19 protein-coding genes and 3 rRNA genes are annotated in these 23913 nt (G+C 67.4%); 13 read left to right on the forward strand and 9 right to left on the reverse strand.

Annotated features, from left to right (window positions below):
- Position 1: 1 nt before the first annotated feature.
- From OHS81_RS28760 to OHS81_RS28770, 3 genes are all read left to right on the forward strand, one after another.
- Positions 2-694 (forward strand): response regulator transcription factor, encoded by a 693-nt coding sequence (locus OHS81_RS28760; RefSeq protein ID WP_328387956.1) that lies wholly within the window; start codon positions 2-4, stop codon positions 692-694.
- 190 nt (positions 695-884) lie between these two features.
- Positions 885-1127, forward strand: coding sequence for a chaplin (locus OHS81_RS28765; protein ID WP_328387958.1), 243 nt, complete (start codon positions 885-887; stop codon positions 1125-1127).
- Between the two features lie 157 nt (positions 1128-1284).
- Complete coding sequence (locus OHS81_RS28770; protein ID WP_328387960.1) at positions 1285-1530, forward strand: chaplin; 246 nt, start codon at positions 1285-1287, stop codon at positions 1528-1530.
- Positions 1531-1631: 101 nt separating this feature from the next.
- On the opposite strand, the gene OHS81_RS28775 is transcribed toward OHS81_RS28770, so the two are convergent.
- Positions 1632-2447, reverse strand: a complete 816-nt coding sequence (locus OHS81_RS28775) for a hypothetical protein (protein ID WP_328387962.1) — start codon at positions 2445-2447, stop codon at positions 1632-1634.
- A 108-nt stretch (positions 2448-2555) separates the two neighbouring features.
- Between OHS81_RS28775 and OHS81_RS28780 the strand changes: the two genes are divergently transcribed.
- The 4 genes from OHS81_RS28780 to OHS81_RS28795 all read left to right on the forward strand — a co-directional run bounded on the left by OHS81_RS28780 (position 2556) and on the right by OHS81_RS28795 (position 5802).
- Positions 2556-3350 (forward strand): ABC transporter ATP-binding protein, encoded by a 795-nt coding sequence (locus OHS81_RS28780; protein WP_311626890.1) that lies wholly within the window; start codon positions 2556-2558, stop codon positions 3348-3350.
- 151 nt (positions 3351-3501) lie between these two features.
- Positions 3502-3915, forward strand: a complete 414-nt coding sequence (locus OHS81_RS28785; RefSeq protein WP_328391483.1) for an NfeD family protein — start codon at positions 3502-3504, stop codon at positions 3913-3915.
- Between the two features lie 101 nt (positions 3916-4016).
- Positions 4017-4955 (forward strand): SPFH domain-containing protein, encoded by a 939-nt coding sequence (locus OHS81_RS28790; protein WP_030087611.1) that lies wholly within the window; start codon positions 4017-4019, stop codon positions 4953-4955.
- 79 nt (positions 4956-5034) lie between these two features.
- On the forward strand, positions 5035-5802 hold the full coding sequence (locus OHS81_RS28795) for a sulfite exporter TauE/SafE family protein (RefSeq protein ID WP_328387967.1): 768 nt from the start codon (positions 5035-5037) through the stop codon (positions 5800-5802).
- A gap of 48 nt (positions 5803-5850) precedes the next feature.
- Here the strand turns inward: OHS81_RS28795 and OHS81_RS28800 are convergent, their stop codons facing one another.
- The 3 genes from OHS81_RS28800 to OHS81_RS28810 all read right to left on the reverse strand — a co-directional run bounded on the left by OHS81_RS28800 (position 5851) and on the right by OHS81_RS28810 (position 8109).
- Positions 5851-6354, reverse strand: a complete 504-nt coding sequence (locus tag OHS81_RS28800) for an HNH endonuclease (RefSeq protein ID WP_129297069.1) — start codon at positions 6352-6354, stop codon at positions 5851-5853.
- Between the two features lie 390 nt (positions 6355-6744).
- On the reverse strand, positions 6745-7284 hold the full coding sequence (locus tag OHS81_RS28805; RefSeq protein ID WP_328387970.1) for a YbhB/YbcL family Raf kinase inhibitor-like protein: 540 nt from the start codon (positions 7282-7284) through the stop codon (positions 6745-6747).
- Between the two features lie 42 nt (positions 7285-7326).
- Positions 7327-8109 carry a sporulation protein gene (locus OHS81_RS28810; protein ID WP_328387972.1) on the reverse strand — a complete coding sequence of 261 codons (783 nt, stop codon included), beginning with the start codon at positions 8107-8109 and terminating at the stop codon, positions 7327-7329.
- Between the two features lie 170 nt (positions 8110-8279).
- Between OHS81_RS28810 and OHS81_RS28815 the strand changes: the two genes are divergently transcribed.
- From OHS81_RS28815 to OHS81_RS28840, 6 genes are all read left to right on the forward strand, one after another.
- Entirely contained in the window at positions 8280-8927 is a 648-nt protein-coding gene (locus OHS81_RS28815; RefSeq protein ID WP_328387974.1) for a DNA-3-methyladenine glycosylase, read from the forward strand.
- A 707-nt stretch (positions 8928-9634) separates the two neighbouring features.
- Positions 9635-11163, forward strand: a 16S ribosomal RNA gene (locus OHS81_RS28820).
- Positions 11164-11468: 305 nt separating this feature from the next.
- Positions 11469-14588 (forward strand): 23S ribosomal RNA (locus OHS81_RS28825).
- A gap of 116 nt (positions 14589-14704) precedes the next feature.
- Positions 14705-14821 (forward strand): 5S ribosomal RNA (gene rrf, locus OHS81_RS28830).
- The 16S, 23S and 5S rRNA genes sit together here, the layout of an rRNA operon.
- Before the next feature lie 273 nt (positions 14822-15094).
- Positions 15095-16315: a hypothetical protein gene (locus tag OHS81_RS28835; RefSeq protein ID WP_328391712.1), complete on the forward strand. Its 1221-nt coding sequence runs from the start codon at positions 15095-15097 to the stop codon at positions 16313-16315.
- Complete coding sequence (locus tag OHS81_RS28840) at positions 16252-17019, forward strand: tetratricopeptide repeat protein (RefSeq protein ID WP_328391485.1); 768 nt, start codon at positions 16252-16254, stop codon at positions 17017-17019. The genes OHS81_RS28835 and OHS81_RS28840 overlap by 64 nt, the downstream gene beginning before the upstream one ends.
- 90 nt (positions 17020-17109) lie before the next feature.
- On the opposite strand, the gene OHS81_RS28845 is transcribed toward OHS81_RS28840, so the two are convergent.
- The 5 genes from OHS81_RS28845 to OHS81_RS28865 form a co-directional block, all read right to left on the reverse strand.
- On the reverse strand, positions 17110-18915 hold the full coding sequence (locus OHS81_RS28845; protein ID WP_328387976.1) for an IucA/IucC family protein: 1806 nt from the start codon (positions 18913-18915) through the stop codon (positions 17110-17112).
- Positions 18912-19481, reverse strand: a complete 570-nt coding sequence (locus tag OHS81_RS28850; protein WP_328387978.1) for a GNAT family N-acetyltransferase — start codon at positions 19479-19481, stop codon at positions 18912-18914. Before OHS81_RS28850 ends, OHS81_RS28845 begins: the two co-directional genes overlap by 4 nt.
- Positions 19478-20797 (reverse strand): lysine N(6)-hydroxylase/L-ornithine N(5)-oxygenase family protein, encoded by a 1320-nt coding sequence (locus tag OHS81_RS28855; protein ID WP_328387980.1) that lies wholly within the window; start codon positions 20795-20797, stop codon positions 19478-19480. The genes OHS81_RS28850 and OHS81_RS28855 overlap by 4 nt, the downstream gene beginning before the upstream one ends.
- A 36-nt stretch (positions 20798-20833) precedes the next feature.
- The gene (locus OHS81_RS28860; protein WP_328387982.1) at positions 20834-22405 is read right to left on the reverse strand and encodes a pyridoxal phosphate-dependent decarboxylase family protein; all 1572 of its coding nucleotides are present in this window, start codon (positions 22403-22405) and stop codon (positions 20834-20836) included.
- A 160-nt stretch (positions 22406-22565) separates the two neighbouring features.
- On the reverse strand, positions 22566-23831 hold the full coding sequence (locus tag OHS81_RS28865) for a DUF1015 domain-containing protein (RefSeq protein WP_328387984.1): 1266 nt from the start codon (positions 23829-23831) through the stop codon (positions 22566-22568).
- Positions 23832-23913 lie beyond the last annotated feature (82 nt).

The following is a 23913-nucleotide window of genomic DNA, read 5'->3' on the forward strand; positions in this document are numbered from 1 at the left end:
AATGGGGAATCCCGCGGACGGAGCAGGGGCGGCCTCCGGGCGGCCCGCGGGCGGCGGGCAGGTGATCCGCGTACTGCTCGTCGACGATCACCAGGTGGTGCGCCGTGGGCTGCGGACGTTCCTGGAGGTCCAGGACGACATCGAGGTGGTGGGCGAGGCCTCCGACGGCGCCGAGGGCATCGCCGCCGCCGAAGAGCTGCGCCCGGACGTGGTCCTGATGGACGTCAAGATGCCCGGCATGGACGGCATCGAGGCGCTCCGCAGGCTGCGCGAACTGGACAACCCCGCCCGGGTGCTGGTGGTCACCAGCTTCACCGAACAGCGCACCGTCGTCCCGGCGCTGCGCGCGGGCGCGGCCGGCTACGTCTACAAGGACATCGACCCGGACGCGCTGGCCGGCGCCATCCGCTCGGTCCACGCGGGCCATGTCCTGCTGCAGCCCGAGGTGGCCGGCGCACTGCTGTCCCAGGAGGAGAACAACGGCGGCCAGGGGCGCGGCACTTCCCTCACCGACCGGGAGCGCGAGGTCCTCGGCCTGATCGCGGACGGCCGCTCCAACCGCGAGATCGCCCGTGCGCTGGTGCTGTCCGAGAAGACCGTCAAGACCCATGTCTCCAACATCCTCATGAAGCTCGACCTCGCCGACCGGACGCAGGCCGCACTGTGGGCCGTACGGCACGGCATCGGGGCCTGAACGCTCGTGGGGGAGCGCCGGGCACGACGGGGCTCCTCTACCGCCGACACAAGCGGAATGTCGTCTTCAGATCCGAGATTCATACTGTCGTGTAGCCGTAGCCCATTCGGCGTATCCCTTCTCGGCCCGGGCCGTTGTCCAGTGCAGTCGTGGCGGCTGGCCACGGCAACGGCAACGAGGAGCTAGAGAAGTGAAGAACATCAAGCGCGCAGCGGCCATCACGATGGTGGCGAGCGGTCTCGCCCTCGCGGGCGCCGGCGTCGCCTCGGCCCACTCCCCGCAGGCCCAGGGCGGTGCGGTGCACTCCCCGGGAATCGTCTCCGGCAACGTCATCCAGGCCCCGGTGCACGTCCCCGTGAACGCCTGCGGCGTCACCGCCACCGTCATCGGCGCGCTCAACCCCACCTTCGGCAACCCCTGCGTCAACGTCTGACCCCAAGGCGCCCGCAGGACCTCGTCCGACCCCCGCGATGCCATGGTCCGCGCGGGCCGGACCGGACCGGCCCCGTCCCGTCTCGGACGCGCGGCCGGTCCCCCACCCTCCGCCATCGTCTTACGGCCCTGTGCCACCACGTGAGGAACACGCCCCCATGAACACCGCCAAGAAGGCCGCACTCGTCCTCGCCGCCACCGGGATCGCCCTCGGTGCGGCCGCCGGATCCGCCTTCGCGACCAGTGGCGCGCAGGCCGACGGCACGGCCGTGCTCTCCCCCGGCATCGGCTCGGGCAATCTCGCCCAGGTCCCCGTGCACGTCCCCGTGAACGCCACCGGCAACACCGCCAACGTCATCGGCGTGCTCAACCCTGCCTTCGGCAACGCCACCTCGAACAACTGAGGCTGTCCGAACGGGCCGGCCGGCTTCGCCTGCCCAGAGGCGTCCGGCCCGTTCGGCAAAGGCCCCGCCGACCACACAATGGTCGGCGGGGCCGCTTCCGTTCACCCGCGGTGCCGCTCCCTCTCCTCCACCGCGGAGTTGTACGCCGCCACCTGCGCCCGCCGGGCCGTCCGCTCCACCGGCCGCAGCGCCTCGGCGCGGGCCGCGATCTCGGACGAACTCACCGCCGCACCGTGCTCCCTGCCGTCCCCGCCGGCCTGCTGCGCGATATCGATGAGCGCGCCGACGCGCTGCGCCAGCTCCAATACCCGTACCGCCCGCGGCGGGTATCCGGGAGCCAGCACCTGCCGGCCGGCCTCCGCCCGCGCCCGGTACGCCTCCAGCGCCGCCTGCGCCACCGGGCCGGCCCCGGCCACATCCAGCTTCGAGAGCAGTTCGGTCGCCTCCCGCAGGGCCTCCGCCAGTTCCCGCTCGGCCTCGCCCAGCGACGGCACGTCGGCCGGCGGCGCCTCCCGCACCGGCAGGCAGTGCCAGACCACCTCCACATGCACATCGGGTCCGGTGCCACCCTCCGGCCCGGCCTCGTACCGCTCCGGAATCAGTCCCAGACCGGCGCCCGGGGCGAGCACCGCCTCCTCCGCTTCCAGCGCCCGCGCATTGAATTCCGGCGGTCCGCAGAGTCCCAGCGGATGCCCGGGAGCCGGCAGGGCCACCCGCAGGCCCCTCGCCCCCAGCGTCCGCAGCCGCCCCAGCGCGAGCGTCAGACCGACCGGCGCCTCCTCCCCGGGCAGGCCCTCCACGCGGTGCACCGCATCGTCGTCCGCGATCCGGTGCGCGGCTTCATCAGGTGAGACAAGTCCGGCCAAAAGGGCATTTCCCCATGCCGCAAGCCGTCCTGAACGTGGTTCATCGAGCATGGCCCCCAGCCTAGGGAAGAGCACCGACAACGAGTGGCGTAGGTTTGCAGGGGGGCTGCGCCTACAGGTGTACGCGACGACCGAGAAGCAATGGGAGACAACGCGCTCATGAGCGATGTGCTGGAGCTGGTGGACGTATCCGTGGTCCGCGAAGGACGGGCTCTGGTGGACCAGGTCTCCTGGTCGGTGAAGGAAGGGGAGCGCTGGGTGATCCTCGGCCCCAACGGTGCCGGCAAGACCACCCTGCTCAACCTCGCCTCCAGCTATCTCTTCCCGAGCTCCGGCAGCGCCTCGATCCTCGGCGAGCAGCTCGGCCGGGTCGACGTCTTCGACCTGCGCCCGCGCATCGGCATCGCCGGCATCGCGCTGGCCGACAAGCTGCCCCGCAGCCAGACCGTCCTGCAGACCGTGCTCACCGCCGCGTACGGCATGACGGCCGGCTGGCAGGAGAGCTACGAGGACATCGACGAGCAGCGCGCCCGTGCCTTCCTCGACCGCCTCGGGATGAACGACTACCTCGACCGGAAGTTCGGCACCCTCTCCGAGGGCGAGCGCAAGCGCACCCTGATCGCCCGCGCCATGATGACCGACCCCGAGCTGCTGCTGCTGGACGAGCCGGCCGCCGGTCTCGACCTCGGCGGCCGCGAGGACCTGGTCCGCCGCCTCGGCCGCCTCGCCCGCGACCCGTACGCCCCCTCGATGATCATGGTCACCCACCACGTCGAGGAGATCGCCCCCGGCTTCACCCACGTCCTGATGATCCGTCAGGGCAAGGTGCTGGCCGCCGGCCCCCTGGAGCTCGAACTCACCTCCAGCAACCTCTCCCACTGCTTCGGCCTCCCGCTGGTCGTCGAGCGCAACGGCAACGACCGCTGGACCGCGCAGGGCCTGCCCCTGACCTGACCGTCCGCCACCGGACCGCCCTCCTCAACGGGCCGTCCCCCGGACTCCGTCCGGGGGACCCGGTCGCGGCACCGCACGCTTCCGGCCGCTGACCGATCGCGCCCTGTCCCGGGCCGCCGCGCGGACCTACCATGAACCCGTGGATCCATGGGTGTGGTGGCTGATCGCCGCCGTAGGACTGGGCATTCCCCTCGTCGTGACCGCGATGCCCGAATTCGGGATGCTCGCGGTCGGTGCCGTCGCCGGTGCCGTCACCGCAGGCCTCGGTGGCGGCACCGTCCCGCAATTCCTCGTGTTCGCCGCCGTATCGGTGGCGCTGATCGCCGTCGTGCGCCCCCTCGCCAACCGCCACCGCGGTCAGAGCCCCCAACTGGCGTCCGGCATCGACGCGCTCAAGGGCAGGAGCGCCACGGTCCTGGAGCGGGTCGACGGCGGGGTCGGCGGCCGCATCAAACTCGCGGGTGAGATCTGGTCCGCCCGTTCCCTGGACGGCAATCAGGTCTACGAGCCCGGCCAGCAGGTGGACGTCGTCGAGATCGAAGGCGCCACCGCCGTCGTCATCTGACCCGAACACGCTGCGCGACGAGCCAGGACTCTGAAAGACTGATCAATGGCAAGCCGGTCACCGGCCGGCGCGGACCAGCAACGAAGGGCACGGGAGCCGCTGTGGAACCGATCATCATCGTCCTGATCATCCTGGTGGTGCTCGTGTTCATCGCACTCATCAAAACGATCCAGGTCATCCCGCAGGCCAGCGCCGCCATCGTCGAACGCTTCGGCCGCTACACCCGCACCCTCAACGCGGGCCTGAACATCGTCGTCCCGTTCATCGACTCCATCCGCAACCGCATCGACCTCCGCGAACAGGTCGTGCCGTTCCCGCCGCAGCCGGTGATCACCCAGGACAACCTGGTCGTGAACATCGACACCGTCATCTACTACCAGGTGACCGATGCCCGCGCCGCGACCTACGAGGTCGCCAGCTACATCCAGGCCATCGAGCAGCTGACCGTCACCACCCTGCGGAACATCATCGGCGGCATGGACCTGGAGCGGACCCTGACCTCCCGCGAGGAGATCAACGCGGCGCTGCGCGGCGTGCTCGACGAGGCCACCGGCAAGTGGGGCATCCGCGTCAACCGCGTCGAGCTGAAGGCCATCGAGCCGCCGACCTCCATCCAGGACTCGATGGAGAAGCAGATGCGCGCCGACCGTGACAAGCGCGCCGCCATCCTCCAGGCCGAAGGTGTCCGGCAGTCCCAGATCCTCACCGCCGAAGGTGAGAAGCAGTCCTCGATCCTGCGTGCCGAGGGTGAGGCCAAGGCCGCGGCCCTGCGCGCCGAGGGCGAGGCCCAGGCGATCCGCGTGGTCTTCGAGTCGATCCACGCCGGCGACCCGGACCAGAAGCTGCTCTCCTACCAGTACCTCCAGATGCTCCCGAAGATCGCCGAAGGCGACGCCAACAAGCTCTGGATCGTGCCCAGCGAGATCGGCGACGCCCTCAAGGGCCTCGGCGGTGCCCTCGGCAACTTCACCCCGCCGACCGGCGGCGGCTCCATCCCCAAGCCCAGCTCGCCGAACCGCGAAGCACCCCCGATCGACTGACACCCCCGACCGACCCACACCGCCGGGCCCTGGTGCATGATCGGGCGCAACCGCACCGCTCATGCACAGGGGGATCCGCGTGACCATCTGGGAAGCCGTCGCCATCTTCGCCGCCGGAATCGGCGCCGGCACGATCAACACCGTCGTCGGGTCCGGCACCCTGATCACCTTCCCGGTGCTGCTCGCCTTCGGCGTGCCACCCGTCACCGCCAATGTGTCCAACACCCTTGGCCTGGTGCCCGGTTCGATCAGCGGAGCCATCGGCTACCGCCGCGAGCTCGCCGGCCAGCGCCGCCGGATCCTCCGCTTCGGCGTCGTCGCCCTCATCGGGGGTCTGGCCGGCGCGATCCTGCTGCTCGCACTGCCCTCGAAGGCCTTCGACGCGATCGTCCCCGCCCTGATCGCCGTCGCGCTGGTACTCGTCATCGTCCAGCCGAAGCTGGCCGCCGCGCTCCGCGCCCGCCGTGAGCGCAACGGCACCACCCCCCACCGCGACGGCGGCATCGTGCTGCCGGCCGGACTCCTGCTCGCCAGCGCCTACGGTGGCTACTTCGGCGCCGCCCAGGGCGTGCTCTACCTCTCCCTGATGGGGCTGCTGCTCCCCGAGGACCTGCAGCGCCTCAACGCCCTCAAGAACGTCCTCGCCGCGATCGTCAACGGCGTCGCCGCGGTCTTCTTCCTCTTCGTCGCGCACTTCGACTGGGCCGCCGTGGGCCTGATCGCGGTCGGGTCAGCCCTCGGCGGCCAGGTCGGCGCGAAGGTGGGCCGCCGTCTGCCGCCCACCGCCCTGCGGGCCGTCATCGTCGTCGTCGGCCTGCTGGCCATCGCCCAACTCGTCCTCAAATAAGGCGAGTCGGGAGACGGCCCGGAATCCGACGGCCCGGCCGGCCGCGCCCTACGCAGGCAGCGCCAGCCACTCCGGCAGCCCCTCCCGCACCGACACCCCCAGCGTCGACAGCAGCGCATCGGCCGGCGTCGGCTCGAACGGCCGCCGCAGCAGCTGCATCCCCGCCTGCTCGGGCGTACGGTCCGCCTTGCGGTGATTGTCCTCCGCACACGAGGCGACGGTATTCAGCCAGGTGTCCCCACCGCCGTGCGACCGCGGCACGACATGGTCCACGGTCGTCGCCCGGCGCCCGCAGTACGCACACCGGTGCTGGTCACGCACCAGTACCCCGCGCCGCGACCAGGCCGCCCGTTGTCGGAACGGCACCCGAACGTACCGGCAGAGTCTGATCACCTGCGGCACCGGCACGTCCACCGCGGCGGCACGGATCCGCAGCCCCGGGTGAGCGTGCTCGATGACCGCTTTGTCCTGCATGACCAGCACCACCGCACGCCGCAGCGACACCGTCGACAGCGGCTCGAAGCTCGCATTGAGCACCAGCGTCTCGCGCATCCCGCCCACCTCCCGGACCCGCTCCGCCCCCGCGGCGAAGCTGCTCCACTGTGCAGCGGCAGGTATTCCCCGAACAACGCAATTTCCGCATGCCACAAGGGAAATGGAGAGGGATCAGCAGATGAAAAGGAAGGACCGGCGGCGCCCCACGGGCCACGGAAAAGAGTGCGCTCCGGGTCCCACCCCCGTGAATTACCGGGACCCGGAGCGAACGGCAGCCGATGAGGACACCCGAGACACATACGGGCTCCGGCGAACAGCGGGCGACACACCTGCGCCCCGCCGCTCCCGCCACTGCGGTACCTGCTGCCCGACGCCCCTTTTACGGGGCGGCGGCACGGGAACCACTGTGTGTGCCGGAAGCGCCGGGGCGCAACGGAATTAGGGCGCTCAGCCCGTCGCGGGAATCTCGTACTCGGCGATCAGCTGAGCCCGCCCGAGCGTGTGGAACCGCAGGTTGAAGCCCACCACCGCGGGCGAGGCCCCGGCGTTGGGACCGAGCTTTTCCTGGTCCACCGCGTACACCGTGAACACATAGCGGTGCGGACCGTCCCCGGGCGGCGGCGCGGCGCCCCCGAAGTCCCGCGTCCCGTAGTCGTTACGGACGTGCACGGCGCCCTCGGGCAGTCCCTTCATCTCCCCGGACCCGGCACCGGCCGGCAGCTCCGTCACCGACGCCGGAATGTCGAACAGCGACCAGTGCCAGAAACCACTGCCCGTCGGCGCGTCCGGGTCGTAGCAGGTGACGGCGTAGCTCTTCGTCCCCGCGGGCGCACCCTCCCACCGCAGCTGCGGCGAACGGTTCCCCTCGGCGAACACCTGCTCCGGCCGCAGCGTCCCGCCCGGCTCCACCTCGTCGCTCAGCACCGTGAACTCCGGCACCGGCGGATGGAAATCGTGCGGGAGCGGCCGCCGCTTCAGCTCGGACACTGCAACACCTCCTGGTCGCTTGCTGACACCTGTCCGGCCAGGTTAGAGCCAGTTCCGCTTACCGCCGACCTCCGCCAGCCACTGGTTGAGGTAACCCGCCCAGTCGGTCCCCTCGAAGTCGTTCAGCCCGACCGTGAACGACCGGTAGGTGTCCGACCCCTCGCTGAACAGACCGGGCTTCTTGTCCATCTCCAGGACGACGTCCATCTCCCGGTCGTCCGCCACGAACGACAGCTCGACCTGGTTCAGGCCCCGGTACTGCTGCGGTGCGTAGAACTCGATCTCCTGGTAGAAGGGGAGCCGCTGTCGCGTTCCCCTGATGTGCCCCTGCTCGAGATCAGCGGCCTTGAAACGGAACCCCAGCCGCCCGAACGCGTCCAGGATCGCCTGCTGCGCCGGCAGCGGATGCACATTCACCGGGTCCAGGTCACCGGAGTCCACCGCCCGCGCGATCGCCAGCTCCGTCGTCACCCCGACGTTCATCCCGTGCAGATGCGTCCCCAGGAACGTGGTGATCGGCGTCTCCCACGGAATCTCCAGCCCGAACGGCACGGTGTGCGCCGCCCCCGGCTGCACCGCAAAGGCACCGCCCAGCTGCACCTTGGTGAACTCGATGTTCCGCTTGTACTCCTCGTCGCCGCTCTCGACCTCGACCCGCGCCTGCAGTCCGACGGACAGCCCCTGGATGTCCTGGGCCACGGACCCGCCCTGGATCCGCACCTCACCCTGTACGACCCCACCCGGAACGACGTTCTCCTCAAAGAGCACCGTCTCCACCGACGCACCCCCGGCGCCCAGGCTCGCCAGCAGCTTCTTGAATCCCATGCTCGTCCTCCCCAGGCACAGTGCCTGTGCTGTGTATTGCGCGCCGAGCTCTCGGCTTGATCCCTACGAACGCGAAACCGTACGACGCGGTTCCACGGCCCACACTTTCCCAACCCCCACGTCCCCATGGCCAGCCGGCCTCCCCAACGGCTGCACTACTCTCGGTCCGCATGACCGACGTACCGGAACGTATGCCGCTCGCCCACGACTTCTTCGACCGTCCCGTGGTGGACGTGGCTCCCGACCTGCTGGGCCGCATCCTGTGCCGCAACACCCCGGACGGTCCGATCGAACTCCGTCTCACCGAGGTCGAGGCGTACGACGGCGACACCGACCCCGGTTCCCACGCCTACCGTGGCCGCACCGCGCGCAACGCCACCATGTTCGGCCCGCCCGGCCATGCGTACGTCTACTTCATCTACGGGATGTGGTTCAGCCTCAACGCGGTCTGCGGCCCCGAGGACAAGGCGAGCGGTGTCCTCCTGCGCGCCGGCGAGATCCTCACCGGCGCGTCCCTGGCGGCCACCCGCCGCCCCAAGGCCCGCAACACCAACGAACTGGCGAAGGGCCCGGCCCGCCTGGCCACCGCCCTCGACATCGACCGGACCCTCGACGGCACCGACCTGTGCAGCGCAGCCACCGCCCCCCTCTCCCTCCTGCACGGCCGCCCGCCCGCACCCGAGCTGGTACGCAGCGGTCCGCGCACCGGCGTAGGCGGCGGAGCCGACCACCCCTGGCGCTACTGGATCGCCGACGACCCCACGGTCAGCCCCTACCGACCCCACACCCCCCGGCGCCGCACCACCACCGCTACTTGACTCGGTGTCGCCGACCGCCTAACGTGGCCCGAGCCGCTGGAGACGGGCAGCGCTATTTGCGCAGACCGCCAGGCGGCACAACCAACTACTCCGATCGGCTCCCTTACGGGTCCTGTTTTCGCGTTGCCGAAATTCGATCCGGCCGTCTCGATTATGAGTCGCCAGGGAAAGCCGCTAAAGTAGTAACCACGCCGAAAGGGCAGCAGCGAATAACTGCCCCACGGCGGACCTCCGACGGATATCGGAACCGGAATCGAATAGAAACCGGATCTGTTAGACTCGGAAAGGCCGGAAAGCGAAAGCCGAACGGCCGACCCGCTCCAACAGGGAGCCAGAGACGGAAACGGATCTGGTAAGGTTGGAAACGCGAAGAAGCCGAAAGGCGGAAACGCACCGGCGAAAATCGGGCCCGCAAGGATCTGATAGAGTCGGAAACGCAAGACCGAAGGGAAGCGCCCGGAGAGCCTGGTGAAACAGGCACAAAGGAAGCGTCCGTTCCTTGAGAACTCAACAGCGTGCCAAAAGTCAACGCCAGATATGTTGATACCCCGTCCACCGGAAATATCCGGGGGATGAGGTTCCTTTGAAAGTCCACCACGGCCCATGCGGTCGGGGTGGCACACACAGCGAGGACGCTGTGAACGACCGGACCTATTCCGTCTGGTTGTTCCGCTCTCGTGTGTGTTTCACCCGATTACGGGTAAACATTCACGGAGAGTTTGATCCTGGCTCAGGACGAACGCTGGCGGCGTGCTTAACACATGCAAGTCGAACGATGAACCTCCTTCGGGAGGGGATTAGTGGCGAACGGGTGAGTAACACGTGGGCAATCTGCCCTTCACTCTGGGACAAGCCCTGGAAACGGGGTCTAATACCGGATACGACTACCGACCGCATGGTCTGGTGGTGGAAAGCTCCGGCGGTGAAGGATGAGCCCGCGGCCTATCAGCTTGTTGGTGGGGTGATGGCCTACCAAGGCGACGACGGGTAGCCGGCCTGAGAGGGCGACCGGCCACACTGGGACTGAGACACGGCCCAGACTCCTACGGGAGGCAGCAGTGGGGAATATTGCACAATGGGCGAAAGCCTGATGCAGCGACGCCGCGTGAGGGATGACGGCCTTCGGGTTGTAAACCTCTTTCAGCAGGGAAGAAGCGAGAGTGACGGTACCTGCAGAAGAAGCGCCGGCTAACTACGTGCCAGCAGCCGCGGTAATACGTAGGGCGCAAGCGTTGTCCGGAATTATTGGGCGTAAAGAGCTCGTAGGCGGCTTGTCACGTCGGATGTGAAAGCCCGGGGCTTAACCCCGGGTCTGCATTCGATACGGGCAGGCTAGAGTTCGGTAGGGGAGATCGGAATTCCTGGTGTAGCGGTGAAATGCGCAGATATCAGGAGGAACACCGGTGGCGAAGGCGGATCTCTGGGCCGATACTGACGCTGAGGAGCGAAAGCGTGGGGAGCGAACAGGATTAGATACCCTGGTAGTCCACGCCGTAAACGTTGGGAACTAGGTGTGGGCGACATTCCACGTCGTCCGTGCCGCAGCTAACGCATTAAGTTCCCCGCCTGGGGAGTACGGCCGCAAGGCTAAAACTCAAAGGAATTGACGGGGGCCCGCACAAGCAGCGGAGCATGTGGCTTAATTCGACGCAACGCGAAGAACCTTACCAAGGCTTGACATACACCGGAAAACCCTGGAGACAGGGTCCCCCTTGTGGTCGGTGTACAGGTGGTGCATGGCTGTCGTCAGCTCGTGTCGTGAGATGTTGGGTTAAGTCCCGCAACGAGCGCAACCCTTGTTCTGTGTTGCCAGCATGCCCTTCGGGGTGATGGGGACTCACAGGAGACTGCCGGGGTCAACTCGGAGGAAGGTGGGGACGACGTCAAGTCATCATGCCCCTTATGTCTTGGGCTGCACACGTGCTACAATGGCCGGTACAATGAGCTGCGATACCGCGAGGTGGAGCGAATCTCAAAAAGCCGGTCTCAGTTCGGATTGGGGTCTGCAACTCGACCCCATGAAGTCGGAGTTGCTAGTAATCGCAGATCAGCATTGCTGCGGTGAATACGTTCCCGGGCCTTGTACACACCGCCCGTCACGTCACGAAAGTCGGTAACACCCGAAGCCGGTGGCCCAACCCCTTGTGGGAGGGAATCGTCGAAGGTGGGACTGGCGATTGGGACGAAGTCGTAACAAGGTAGCCGTACCGGAAGGTGCGGCTGGATCACCTCCTTTCTAAGGAGCACTTCTTACTCGGACTTGTCCGGGTCAGAGGCCAGTACATCAGCGAATGTCTGATGCTGGTTGCTCATGGGTGGAACGTTGACTATTCGGCACACTCGGTTGGTTGTCACTAGTACTGCTTCGGCGTGGAACGTGGGGATTGATGGAGTGGGCCGGGCACGTTGTTGGGTATCTGAGGGTACGGACTGTTGAGTCTGGACCTTCGCGATGCCGGCCCCAGTGAACTCAGCCTTCGGGTTGGGGTGGTGGGTGGCTGGTCGTTGCTTGAGAACTGCACAGTGGACGCGAGCATCTGTGGCCAAGTTTTTAAGGGCGCACGGTGGATGCCTTGGCACCAGGAACCGATGAAGGACGTGGGAGGCCGCGATAGGCCCCGGGGAGCTGTCAACCGAGCTTTGATCCGGGGGTGTCCGAATGGGGAAACCCGGCAGTCGTCATGGGCTGTCACCCGCTGCTGAACACATAGGCAGTGTGGAGGGAACGCGGGGAAGTGAAACATCTCAGTACCCGCAGGAAGAGAAAACAACCGTGATTCCGGGAGTAGTGGCGAGCGAAACCGGATGAGGCCAAACCAGTCACGTGTGATACCCGGCAGGGGTTGCGTGGTTGGGGTTGTGGGAGTTCTCTTGATCGGTCTGCCGGCCGGTCGACGAGTCAGAAACCGTTGATGTAGGCGAAGGACATGCGAAAGGTCCGGCGTAGAGGGTAAGACCCCCGTAGCTGAAACATTAGCGGCTCGTTTGAGAACCACCCAAGTAGCACGGGGCCCGAGAAATCCCGTGTGAATCTGGCGGGACCACCCGTTAAGCCTAAATATTCCCTGGTGACCGATAGCGGATAGTACCGTGAGGGAATGGTGAAAAGTACCGCGGGAGCGGAGTGAAATAGTACCTGAAACCGTGTGCCTACAAGCCGTGGGAGCGTCGCGCAGAGACTTGTCTCTGCGTCGTGACTGCGTGCCTTTTGAAGAATGAGCCTGCGAGTTTGCGGTATGTTGCGAGGTTAACCCGTGTGGGGAAGCCGTAGCGAAAGCGAGTCCGAATAGGGCGTTGAGTAGCGTGCCCAAGACCCGAAGCGGAGTGATCTAGCCATGGGCAGGTTGAAGCGGAGGTAAGACTTCGTGGAGGACCGAACCCACCAGGGTTGAAAACCTGGGGGATGACCTGTGGTTAGGGGTGAAAGGCCAATCAAACTCCGTGATAGCTGGTTCTCCCCGAAATGCATTTAGGTGCAGCGTCGTGTGTTTCTTGCCGGAGGTAGAGCACTGGATAGGCGATGGGCCCTACCGGGTTACTGACCTTAGCCAAACTCCGAATGCCGGTAAGTGAGAGCGCGGCAGTGAGACTGTGGGGGATAAGCTCCATGGTCGAGAGGGAAACAGCCCAGAGCATCGACTAAGGCCCCTAAGCGTGTGCTAAGTGGGAAAGGATGTGGAGTCGCAGAGACAACCAGGAGGTTGGCTTAGAAGCAGCCACCCTTGAAAGAGTGCGTAATAGCTCACTGGTCAAGTGATTCCGCGCCGACAATGTAGCGGGGCTCAAGCACACCGCCGAAGTCGTGTCATTGCAGCATGAGGACCAACGTCCGTTGTGATGGGTAGGGGAGCGTCGTGTGCCGGGTGAAGCAGCCGTGGAAACGAGTTGTGGACGGTTCACGAGTGAGAATGCAGGCATGAGTAGCGATACACACGTGGGAAACGTGTGCGCCGATTGACTAAGGGTTCCTGGGTCAAGCTGATCTGCCCAGGGTAAGTCGGGACCTAAGGCGAGGCCGACAGGCGTAGTCGATGGACAACCGGTTGATATTCCGGTACCCGCTTTGAAGCGCCCAATATCGAATCCATTAATGCTAAGGCCGTGAAGCCGCCCTGGAGTCTTCGGACAAAGGGGAGTGGTGGAGCCGCTGATCCAAGGTGGTAGTAGGTAAGTGATGGGGTGACGCAGGAAGGTAGTCCAGCCCGGGCGGTGGTTGTCCCGGGGTAAGGGTGTAGGGCGTTGTCCAGGTAAATCCGGACAGCATGAAGCCTGAGACCTGATGCCGAGCCGATTGTGGTGAAGTGGATGATCCTATGCTGTCGAGAAAAGCCTCTAGCGAGTTTCATGGCGGCCCGTACCCTAAACCGACTCAGGTGGTCAGGTAGAGAATACCGAGGCGTTCGGGTGAACTATGGTTAAGGAACTCGGCAAAATGCCCCCGTAACTTCGGGAGAAGGGGGCCATTGCTGGTGATGGAATTTACTTCCTGAGCTGGTGGTGGCCGCAGAGACCAGCGAGAAGCGACTGTTTACTAAAAACACAGGTCCGTGCGAAGCCGTAAGGCGATGTATACGGACTGACGCCTGCCCGGTGCTGGAACGTTAAGGGGACCGGTTAGTCACATTTCGGTGTGGCGAAGCTGAGAACTTAAGCGCCAGTAAACGGCGGTGGTAACTATAACCATCCTAAGGTAGCGAAATTCCTTGTCGGGTAAGTTCCGACCTGCACGAATGGCGTAACGACTTCTCGACTGTCTCAACCATAGGCCCGGTGAAATTGCATTACGAGTAAAGATGCTCGTTTCGCGCAGCAGGACGGAAAGACCCCGGGACCTTTACTATAGCTTGATATTGGTGTTCGGTTCGGCTTGTGTAGGATAGGTGGGAGACTTTGAAGCCGTGACGCCAGTCATGGTGGAGTCATTGTTGAAATACCACTCTGGTCGTGCTGGATGTCTAACCTGGGTCCGTGATCCGGATCAGGGACAGTGTCTGGTGGGTAGTTTAACTGGGGCGGTTGCCTCCTAAAGAGTAACGGAGGCGCCCAAAGGTTCCCTCAGCCTGGTTGGCAATCAGGTGTTGAGTGTAAGTGCACAAGGGAGCTTGACTGTGAGACTGACGGGTCGAGCAGGTACGAAAGTAGGGACTAGTGATCCGGCGGTGGCTTGTGGAAGCGCCGTCGCTCAACGGATAAAAGGTACCCCGGGGATAACAGGCTGATCTTCCCCAAGAGTCCATATCGACGGGATGGTTTGGCACCTCGATGTCGGCTCGTCGCATCCTGGGGCTGGAGTCGGTCCCAAGGGTTGGGCTGTTCGCCCATTAAAGCGGTACGCGAGCTGGGTTTAGAACGTCGTGAGACAGTTCGGTCCCTATCCGCTGTGCGCGTAGGAGTATTGAGAAGGGCTGTCCCTAGTACGAGAGGACCGGGACGGACGAACCTCTGGTGTGCCAGTTGTCCTGCCAAGGGCATGGCTGGTTGGCTACGTTCGGAAAGGATAACCGCTGAAAGCATCTAAGCGGGAAGCCTGCTTCGAGATGAGTACTCCCACCCCCTTTGAGGGGTTAAGGCTCCCAGTAGACGACTGGGTTGATAGGCCAGATATGGAAGCCTGGTAACGGGTGGAGTTGACTGGTACTAATAGGCCGAGGGCTTGTCCTCAGTTGCTCGCGTCCACTGTGTGGTTCCCGGGTTGCGAACAGTCGCAATCGCTGGTTGAACCAAGTTTCACTTCAATTAACTGAAGAGTGTGCTTGTTCGCTAGAACCCGATAGGGTTTCGGTGGTCATAGCGTTAGGGAAACGCCCGGTTACATTCCGAACCCGGAAGCTAAGCCTTTCCGCGCCGATGGTACTGCAGGGGGGACCCTGTGGGAGAGTAGGACGCCGCCGAACAATCTTTCAGGACCCTTGGTCCCAGCGTTCACGCTGGGACCAAGGGTCCTTTTTGTTTTTATGCCGAAGCGCGCCGAAGTCATCGGTGCGTGAGAATGAATGCAGTACCGAAGACAGGAGTCACGTCGATGTCCACCAACTCTTCCGACGATCGTTCGGAGCGCCGGCCGCAGCGGCGCGACGACGGTGACCGCGGTGGTTTCCGGCGTGACGACCGGGGGCCGCGTCGTGACAACGACGGCGGTGGTCGCCCGGCCGGCGGCGGTGGCGGTTATGCGGGGCGGGACAACCGCGGTGGGGATCGTGGCGGGGACCGTGGTGGTTTCCGTCGTGATGATCGTCCGTCCGGCGGTGACCGGGGTGGTTTCCGTGGCGGAGACCGCCGTGACGACCGTCCGCGTGGGCCGCGTCGCGATGATGAGCGCGGCGGTGGATTCCGGCGGGATGACCGTGGCGGGGACCGTGGTGGTTTCCGGCGGGACGACCGTCCGTCGGGTGGTGACCGTGGTGGGTACCGCGGTGGCGACCGTCGCGATGACCGTCCGTCCGGCGGCGAGCGCGGCGGATTCCGGCGTGACGAGCGTCGTGACGACCGCGGTGGGGACCGGGGCGGGTTCCGTAGGGATGACCGTCGTGACGACCGGGGCGGGGACCGTGGCGGGTTCCGTCGTGATGACCGTCCGTCCGGCGGCGAGCGCGGTGGATTCCGGCGTGACGAGCGTCGTGACGACCGCGGTGGGGACCGGGGTGGGGACCGTGGTGGTTTCCGTCGTGATGATCGTCCGTCGGGTGGCGAGCGGGGCGGGTTCCGCGGTGGCGACCGTCGCGATGACCGTGGCGGGGACCGTGGTGGTTTCCGTCGCGATGATCGTCCGTCCGGCGGCGAGCGGGGCGGGTTCCGCGGTGGCGACCGTCGCGATGACCGTGGCGGGGACCGTGGTGGTTTCCGTCGCGATGATCGTCCGTCGGGTGGCGACCGGGGTGGATTCCGTGGTGGCGACCGTCGCGATGACCGTGGCGGGGACCGTGGTGGTTTCCGGCGGGACGACCGTCCGTCCGGCGGCGAGCGCGGTGGATTCCGCGGTGGCGACCGTAGGGATGACCGGGGTGGGGACCGCGGCGGTTTCCGTAGGGATGACCGTCGTGACGACCGTGGCGGGGACCGTGGTGGTTTCCGGCGGGACGACCGTCCGTCCGGTGGCGACCGGGGTGGGTTCCGTAGGGACGATCGGCCGTCGGGTGGTGACCGGGGTGGGTACCGCGGTGGCGACCGGCGGGACGAGCGTGGGCCGCGGCGGGACGACCGTGGTGGGTTCCGCAGGGACGATGAGCGTGGGCGTCGGCCGTATGGTGCGGGGCGCGGGCGGGATGACCGCCGGGACGACCGGCGCGATGACCGGCGGGACCGGGACCGGGAGCCGATCAAGCGGCTGCCGATTCCGGAGGATGTCACCGGTGACGAGATTGACAAGGATGTGCGTCAGGAGCTGCTGAGCCTGCCGAAGACGCTTGCCGACGATGTCGCCAAGAACCTGGTGATGGTGGCGAAGCTGCTGGACGAGGACCCGGAGAAGGCGTACGGGTACTCGCGGGTGGCGCTGCGGCTGGCGTCCAGGGTTGCGGCCGTGCGCGAGGCCGCGGGCTTTGCGGCGTACGCGGTCGGCAAGTACAGCGAGGCGCTGGCGGAGTTCCGGGCGGCACGGCGGATGACCGGCAGCGTGGAGCTGTGGCCCGTCATGGCGGACTGCGAGCGCGGTCTGGGGCGGCCCGAGAAGGCGATGGCGATGGCCGGTGAGCCCGAGGTCCAGAAGCTGGACCGGGCCGGACAGGTCGAGATGCGGCTGGTCGCGGCCGGTGCCCGGCGGGACATGGGGCAGGCGGACGCCGCGGTGGTGACGCTGCAGAGCCCGGAGCTGGCGTCGAGTGCGGTGCACCCGTGGACGGCGCGGCTGCGGTATGCGTACGCGGATGCGCTGCTGGCGGTCGGGCGCGAGGACGAGGCGCGCGACTGGTTCGCCAGGGCGCTGGAGGCCGACCAGGGCGGCACCACGGATGCCTCGGACCGGCTCGCCGAGCTGGACGGGGTGGAGTTCACCGATGCGCTGGACGAGGCCGACGAGGTGGATGAGGCGGCCGAGGGCGACGGTGCACGTGACGATGACAGTGCACGGGACGACGAGGGTCCGGCGAAGGACTGAGCCCGCGGCTCGTTGCGTGATGAGCTGACGTGAGAAGAAGGGCGGGTCCCCGTGAGGGGGGCCCGCCCTTCTTCTTTTTTGCGGTGCGGGTCAGGGGGCCGGTGCGTAGGGGGCGAGGGGGTTGCGGAGGGTGCCGATGAGCTGGAGGGCGCCGGCGGGGTCCTGGAGGTCGACCATCTGCTGGTTGTTGCGCAGCTGGAGGCGGTTGAGGCAGGAGAGGGCGAACTCGTCGGTGAACATGTCGTACTGCCGGAACTTGTCGGCCAGGTGGGGAGCCGTGGCCTGGTAGTCGGTGACGCAGGCGGCGACCGTGCGCCAGAAGGTGTCCTCGTCGAGGATGCCGCGGTCGTCGAGGGTGCCGCTCAGGAAGCGGAGGAAGCAGTCGAAGACGTCGGTGAACACGGAGAGGAGTTTTTTGTCCTCGGGGACGTCGGCGCGGATGCGTTCGACGGCCGGGGGCAGGACCGCGTGCGGGTCCATGACGGCGATCTCTTCGGCGATGTCCTTGAAGATCACGCGGTCCACGGCGCCGTCCTCGAGGACCAGGATGGCGTTCTCGCCGTGCGGCATGAAGACCAGGTCGTACGCGTAGAAGGCATGCAGGACGGGGGTGAGGTACGCGTCGAGGTAGCGGCGGAGCCAGACGGCGGGCTCCAGGCCGGACTCCTCGATCAGGGCGGCGGCGAACGAGCCGCCCTCGTCGTCGAGGTGCAGCAACGAGGCCATGGTGGCCAGCCGTTGGCCCGGTTCGACGGTGGGTACCGGGCTTTCGCGCCACAGGGCGGCGAGCATTTTCAGATACGGGGAGCCCTTGGCGGTGGCGGCCTCGTACTGGCGGTGGTGGTAGCCGATGGCGGCGCGCTCGCGGATGATCGAGAAGCGGGCGGCCCGGAAGGTGTCATCGGCGGCGATCAGGCGGGCCAGCCAGTCGTTGATGGCCGGGGTGGCTTCCATGTAGGAGGCGGACAGGCCGCGCATGAAGCCCATGTTGAGGACGGAGAGGGCCGTTTTGACGTAGTGCTTGGCGGGGTTGGTGGTGTTGAAGAAGGTGCGGATGGACTGCTGGGCGAGGTAGTCGTCGTCGCCGGGGCCCAGGCACACCAGGCGCTGCTGGGCGACCTCGGCGGCGAAGGTGACGGAGAGCTTGTTCCACCACTGCCAGGGGTGGGTGGGGAAGAAGTAGTAGTCGTCGGGGTCGAGGCCGAGGCCGGTGAGGGTGGTGGTGAAGCGGGTGCGGGTGGTGTCGTCGAGTTCGTCGCGTATGAGGGTGTCGTAGTCGAGGCCGGCGCCGGCGGTGAAGGTGGCGTGGCCGCGGTGGGCGGCGAGCCAGATCAGCCGGAGTGGGCTCGCGGTCTCCGGGGCGTAGGCGTGGTACTCGTGGATGCCGAAGCCGAGGCGGCCGTTGTTGGCGACGAAGCAGGGGTGGCCCTCGGTCATGCCGGTCTCGATGGCCTGGAACGGCGATGTCGCGAGCTCGGCGGCGCCGGGCAGGCCGGCGGCCAGTTTGTAGGCGGTGCCGGACAGGGTGGAGCTGATCTCCTCCAGGTAGACCGGCAGGATGTCCTCGCCGAGGCCCAGGGCTTCGCGCAGTTCGATGAAGAACTCCAGTGCGTCCAGGGGGAGTTCGGTGTCACCGCGGTGGCGGGTGATGCTGTCGGCGTCGACCTGCCAGTGATCCAGTGCCTGCCGGCGGGCGGCGAAGCGGTAGGCGGTGGTGCCGTCGTCGCTGCGTACGGTGTAGTGGTCGTCCTGCGGCAGGCGCCGGGGGGTGAGCAGCCGCTCATGGGCGAACTCGGCGAGCCCCTTGCGGATCAGCAGGCGGTTGGCACGGGCCCACAGCGCGGGGGTGAGGTGGGCGACGGCGTCCTGGGCGGTCGGCCCGTTGCCGGCGGTCATCGGTGGTCTCCTTGGGTGGCCAGGAACTGTGCGCGGGTGCAGGTGCTGAGGTACGCGTCTTTGGAGGGGAGCGAGACGGTGCGCTGGATCTCGAAGCCGACGGCCTTGTTGAGGGCGTGGACGGCGGTGTTGCCGGCGTCGGGTTCGACGACCACCCGGCGGGTGGCCGGGTCGGCGAAAAGCATCTCCATGACGGTGGTGATGACGGCCCGGGTGAAGCCGTGGACGGGGGTGTCGGTGGGGGCCGCCAGGAAGTGCATGCCGACGTCGCCGGGGGCGGCGGTGTGGATGCCGGCCAGCTCCCGGTGGGCGGGGTCGTAGCGCTCCGTCAGGAAGGCCGGGGTGCCGTTGTGCAGGCCGAGGAAGGCGTCGTGGAAGGGGTCGGCGGCTATCCGCGTGAACTCCTTCTCGACCGCGGCGAGGTCGCACTCCTGCATCAGCCAGAAGACGGCCTTGGGGTGGGTGACCCAGCTGTGCAGCAGCTCGGCGTCGGCGGACGGGTCGACCGGGCGCACGGAGAATTCTCCCAGCGCGGGGTCGGTACGGGTGAAGAGCACAGTGCTCATGCCGGGGTCTCCATGAGGTGGTGCGGGCCGGCCGGGGCGGCGAATTCCTGGAAGGCGATGGCCTTTTCGACCGGGTAGTACTCGCGGCCGAGCAGTTCGCGGATGATGCAGGCGTTGCGGTAGGCGGCCATGCCGAGGTCGGGGGTGACGAAGCCATGGGTGTGCAGCTCGGCGTTCTGCACATAGATGCCGTGGCCGGTGGTGTCGATGCTGTAGTTGCGGGCCACGTCGTAGCGGCCGGCGTCGTCCCAGGCGATCCGGTCGTGGACGGGGGCGAGGAAGTCCGGTACGCGGTAGCGGTAGCCGGTGGCGAGGACCAGACCCTGGGTGTCGAGGGTGAAGTCGGTGCGCTGTTCCTCCTGGCGCAGGCCGAGGGTGTAGGTGCCGCTCGCCTCGTCGTAGCCGGCCCGGTGCAGCGCGGTGTTGGTGAGCAGCCGGGTGGGGACGGGGCCGGCCAGGTTCTTCTGGTAGAGCAGGTCGAAGATGTCGTTGATCAGGGCGGAGTCGATGCCCTTGTAGAGGTGTTTCTGGGTGGCGTTGAGGTGGTCGCGGGTGGCCGGCGGGAGGGCGTGGAAGTAGTCCACGTACTCCGGTGAGGTCATCTCCAGCGTGAGCTTGGTGTATTCGAGGGGGAAGAAGCGCGGGGAGCGGGTGGCCCAGGTCAGGTGGTAGCCGTGGCTGTCGATGTCCTGGAGGAGGTCGTAGTAGATCTCCGCGGCGCTCTGGCCGCTGCCGATGAGGGTGATGCTCTCCTTGGCCTGGAGGGCGGGCTTGGCGTCCAGGTAGCCGGCGTTGTGCAGCAGGTCGCCGCCCAGGCCCTGGCAGGCGTCGGGGAGGTAGGGCGGGGTGCCGGTGCCCAGGACGAGCTTGCGGGCGCGGTGGGTGGTGCGCTCGCCGGTGGGCAGGTGCTCTGCGTGGACGACGTAGACCTCGGCGCCCGGGTCGTACTCGACGTGGGTGACCCGGTGGGCGAAGCGGACGGTGTCGAGTTTGCCGGCCGCCCAGCGGCAGTAGTCGTTGAACTCGGCGCGCAGCGGATAGAAGCTCTCGCGGATGTAGAACGGGTACAGCCGCCCCGATTCCTTGAGGTAGTTCAGGAACGAGAAGGGCGAGGTGGGGTCGGCGAGGGTGACCAGGTCGGCCAGGAACGGCACCTGGAGGTGGCTGCTGTCCAGCATCATGCCGGGGTGCCAGTCGAAGGACGGCTTGTCGTCCAGGAACAGGCCGTCGAGTCCGTCGATCGGCTCGGTCAGACAGGCCAGGCCCAGGTTGAACGGGCCGAGGCCGATGGCGATGAAGTCGTAAGGGGCGGACACGAGGTCTCCGATGGGGGAGGTCTGCGGTGAGGAGGGTCAGCGTGCGCTGAGCGCCGGCCGCGGCTGCTCGGCGAGGAAGGTGCCGGCGTGTTCGGCGATCAGGTCGAGGACGGTGGCGATGTCCTCCACCGTGGTCTCCGGGTTGAGCAGGGTGAACTTGAGGTGGTGGCGGCCGTTGACGACGGTGCCCGCGACGATCGCTTCACCTGAGGCGGCCAGGGCCTCGCGGGCGTGCAGATTGACCCGGTCGCCGAGTTCGGGGTCCTGGTCGGTGCCGGGGACGTAGCGGAAGACCAGGGTGCTCAGCTGGGGCTCGACGACGACGGAGAAGCGGGGGTCGTCGTGGAGGAGTTTCCAGGCCTCCGCGGCGCGGTCGATGACGTCGTCGAAGAGTTCCCCGACGGCGCGGGCGCCCATGATGCGCAGGGTGAGCCAGAGCTTGAGGGCGTCGAAGCGGCGGGTCGTCTGGATCGACTTGTCGACCTGGTTGGGGATGCGCGCTTCCGCCATGCGGCGCGGATTGAGGTAGTCCGCGTGGTAGGTGACGTGCTGCAGCGTGGCGCGGTCGCGGACCAGGACGGCGCTCGAACTGACCGGCTGGAAGAAGGACTTGTGGTAGTCGACGGTCACCGAGTCCGCGAGTTCGATGCCGGTCAGCAGGGCGCGGCGGCGGGAGACCAGCAGGCCGCAGCCGTAGGCGGCGTCGACATGCATCCAGGTGCCGTAGCCGGCGCACAGGCCGGCGATCTCGGGGAGCGGGTCGATGGAGCCGAAGTCGGTGGTGCCGGCGGTGGCCACGACGGCCATGGGTATCAGGCCGTCGCGGTGGCAGCGCGCGAGTTCCGCGGCCAGGCTGTCGGTGCGCATCCGCTTGTGCTCGTCGGTGGGGACGGTGATGACGGCCTCCGCGCCCATGCCGAGCAGGGTGGCCGACTTGCGGATGCTGAAGTGGCTGCACTCGGAGGTGAGGATCCGGAGCCGGGGCAGGACGTCCGTGCGGCGGGCGGCTGGGGGTCCCCCCTGCTCGAACGGAGTGGAGAGCTTGGCGGACGGTGCGCCGTCAGCGGTCAGCGCGCGGCGGCAGGCCTCGTCGCGGGCGAGCAGCATGGCCTGGAGGTTGGACTGGCTGCCGCCGCTGGTGAAGATCCCGTCGGCCGCTTCGCCCAGGCCGATCCGCTCGGCCGTCCAGTCGATGAGCCGGCGCTCGATGAGGGTGCCGCCGGCGCTCTGGTCCCAGGTGTCCAGGGAGGAGTTGACGGCGGAGAGCACGGCCTCGCCGACGAGGGCGGGAATCACCACGGGGCAGTTGAGGTGCGCCAGGTAGCGCGGGTGGTGGAAGTAGACGGCGTCGCGGAGGTAGACCTCTTCGAGCTCGTCGAGCGCGGCGGCCACGTCGTGCAGCGGTGCGTCGAGGTCGACGCCCATGACGGCGGGGGTGAGGTCGTCGACGGTGATGCCGGTGAACGGGCGGGTGGTGCCCGCGATTTTGGCGCCGATCCGGGTGACGCTCTCGGTGACCGCGCTGTGGTAGCGCTGGGCCGTCTTCTCGTTGAGCAGGTATGTCCGGCTGTCGGCCGGGTCCTCGGCGGGGCGCGCGAGGAGATCCATGAAGGGGTCCTCCCTGGTGCGGACTTGACCACGTCCTGCGCAGGCTGGAGGGCGCGCAGGGGCAGGGAGACCCACCCGTGCGACGTGGTTAGGTAAGGCTAACCTAATGTCGCCCGGAGTGGGGTGTGGGGTGCCGGGGAGGGGCGGCGGCCCGGAAGATTCAGTTCCGGTGGTCGTCCAGGGTGCGCAGGACCAGACCGGTGGCGGGCTTGGGGCCGAACGAGGTGGACTTCCGCGGCATCGTCACGCCGTGCTCCGCGAGTTGACGGACCGTCTCCTCGGAGGTGGCGCGCATCAGGACCGCGGTGCCGCCGTGCCGGGCGGCCTGCTCGACGGCGGCGGCGGTGTGATGCAGATAGCTGATGTCGGAGGGGTGGTCGGGGATGTTCCAGACCTCGTCCAGCAGGACGGAGTGCAGCACCGTGGCGTCCAGCCGCCGCCAGGCCTCGGGCCGGTCCCGGCGGATCGTACGGTCCAGCAGGGAAGGGTCGGGGCGGTCCAGGAGGTGGAAGGAGTCCGGCCCGCCGGCGAGGACGAAGGCGGTGCCGGGCGTCTCCTCCAGGGCCTCCAGGGCGGTGGACAGCTCGCCCGGCAGGGTACGGGCCCGGAAGGCGCCGGCCAGATCCGCCAGCGCCTTGGCGGGCGGCAGATGCGGCAGTACCCGGTGGATCGCCCGGACCTGGAGCGGGTAGCGGGCGGTGTCCACCAGCAGCACCAGGCCGGACGCCCAGGGCGAGGCGGCGGTGGCGCCGGGCTGCTGCTCGTACAGCCGCTGATAGGTCGCCCAGCGGTGGTGGCCGTCGGCGATCAGCGCCTGCCGGCAGGTGAGGTCGTCGTCGACGGCGGTGAGGTCGGCGGGGTCGGTGACCGCCCACAGGCGGTGCGCGAAGCCGTCCTCGGTGGTGGTGGCCAGCAGCGGGTCGCGCTCCACCGTGCGCTCGATGACCGCGGCGGCGCCGGTCGCGGCGCCCTGGCTGCGGTAGGAGAGCAGCAACGGCTCGAAATTGGCGGCCGCCGCGCGCATCAGGGCGGCCCGGTCCTCGACCACCTCCGGGATGACGCCCTCGTGCGGCAGCACCGGGCCGTCCAGGCCCAGCGCCCCGATCAGTCCGCGCTGCAGCACCTCGCCGGAGCGCTGCTCGTAGACGTACAGCGCGGGCTCGGCGTCCTGCCTCAGCACGCCCTCGGCCCGCCAGCGGCGCAGGGTGTCGGCGGCCTGGCGGTGGCGGGTGGTGGGGTCCGCGGCGTGCGGCAGGATCAGCCGGACGATGTTGTACGGGTCGGCGGTCTCCAAGTGGCGCACGCCGTCCGGCCGCACCACCACGTCGTACGGCGGGGACATCACAGCGGTCAGGCTGCTGACCCGGTCGCGGTCGTATCGCAGTCCGCGGAACGGGAGGAGGCGGAGGCCGTCGGTACTGGTCATTGAAGAATGCTATGCCGCCGGGCCGATGAGGGAAGATCGGGGGACAGCCCGTGCGTGGCTGGAAATATCGGTATGCGCGAGG

It is taken from the genome of Streptomyces sp. NBC_00400 (assembly GCF_036048035.1).
In the GTDB taxonomy this organism is placed as follows: Bacteria; Actinomycetota; Actinomycetes; order Streptomycetales; family Streptomycetaceae; genus Streptomyces.

Coding starts and splice junctions, on each gene's coding strand:
- OHS81_RS28760 (WP_328387956.1), top strand. CDS start 2: ATGGGGAATCCCGCGGACGGAGCAGGGGCGGCCTCCGGGCGGCCCGCG.
- OHS81_RS28770 (WP_328387960.1), top strand. CDS start 1,285: ATGAACACCGCCAAGAAGGCCGCACTCGTCCTCGCCGCCACCGGGATC.
- OHS81_RS28775 (WP_328387962.1), bottom strand. CDS start 2,447: ATGCTCGATGAACCACGTTCAGGACGGCTTGCGGCATGGGGAAATGCC.
- OHS81_RS28780 (WP_311626890.1), top strand. CDS start 2,556: ATGAGCGATGTGCTGGAGCTGGTGGACGTATCCGTGGTCCGCGAAGGA.
- OHS81_RS28800 (WP_129297069.1), bottom strand. CDS start 6,354: ATGCGCGAGACGCTGGTGCTCAATGCGAGCTTCGAGCCGCTGTCGACG.
- OHS81_RS28810 (WP_328387972.1), bottom strand. CDS start 8,109: ATGGGATTCAAGAAGCTGCTGGCGAGCCTGGGCGCCGGGGGTGCGTCG.
- OHS81_RS28815 (WP_328387974.1), top strand. CDS start 8,280: ATGACCGACGTACCGGAACGTATGCCGCTCGCCCACGACTTCTTCGAC.
- OHS81_RS28835 (WP_328391712.1), top strand. CDS start 15,095: ATGCGGGGCGGGACAACCGCGGTGGGGATCGTGGCGGGGACCGTGGTG.
- OHS81_RS28845 (WP_328387976.1), bottom strand. CDS start 18,915: ATGACCGCCGGCAACGGGCCGACCGCCCAGGACGCCGTCGCCCACCTC.
- OHS81_RS28850 (WP_328387978.1), bottom strand. CDS start 19,481: ATGAGCACTGTGCTCTTCACCCGTACCGACCCCGCGCTGGGAGAATTC.
- OHS81_RS28860 (WP_328387982.1), bottom strand. CDS start 22,405: ATGGATCTCCTCGCGCGCCCCGCCGAGGACCCGGCCGACAGCCGGACA.
- OHS81_RS28865 (WP_328387984.1), bottom strand. CDS start 23,831: ATGACCAGTACCGACGGCCTCCGCCTCCTCCCGTTCCGCGGACTGCGA.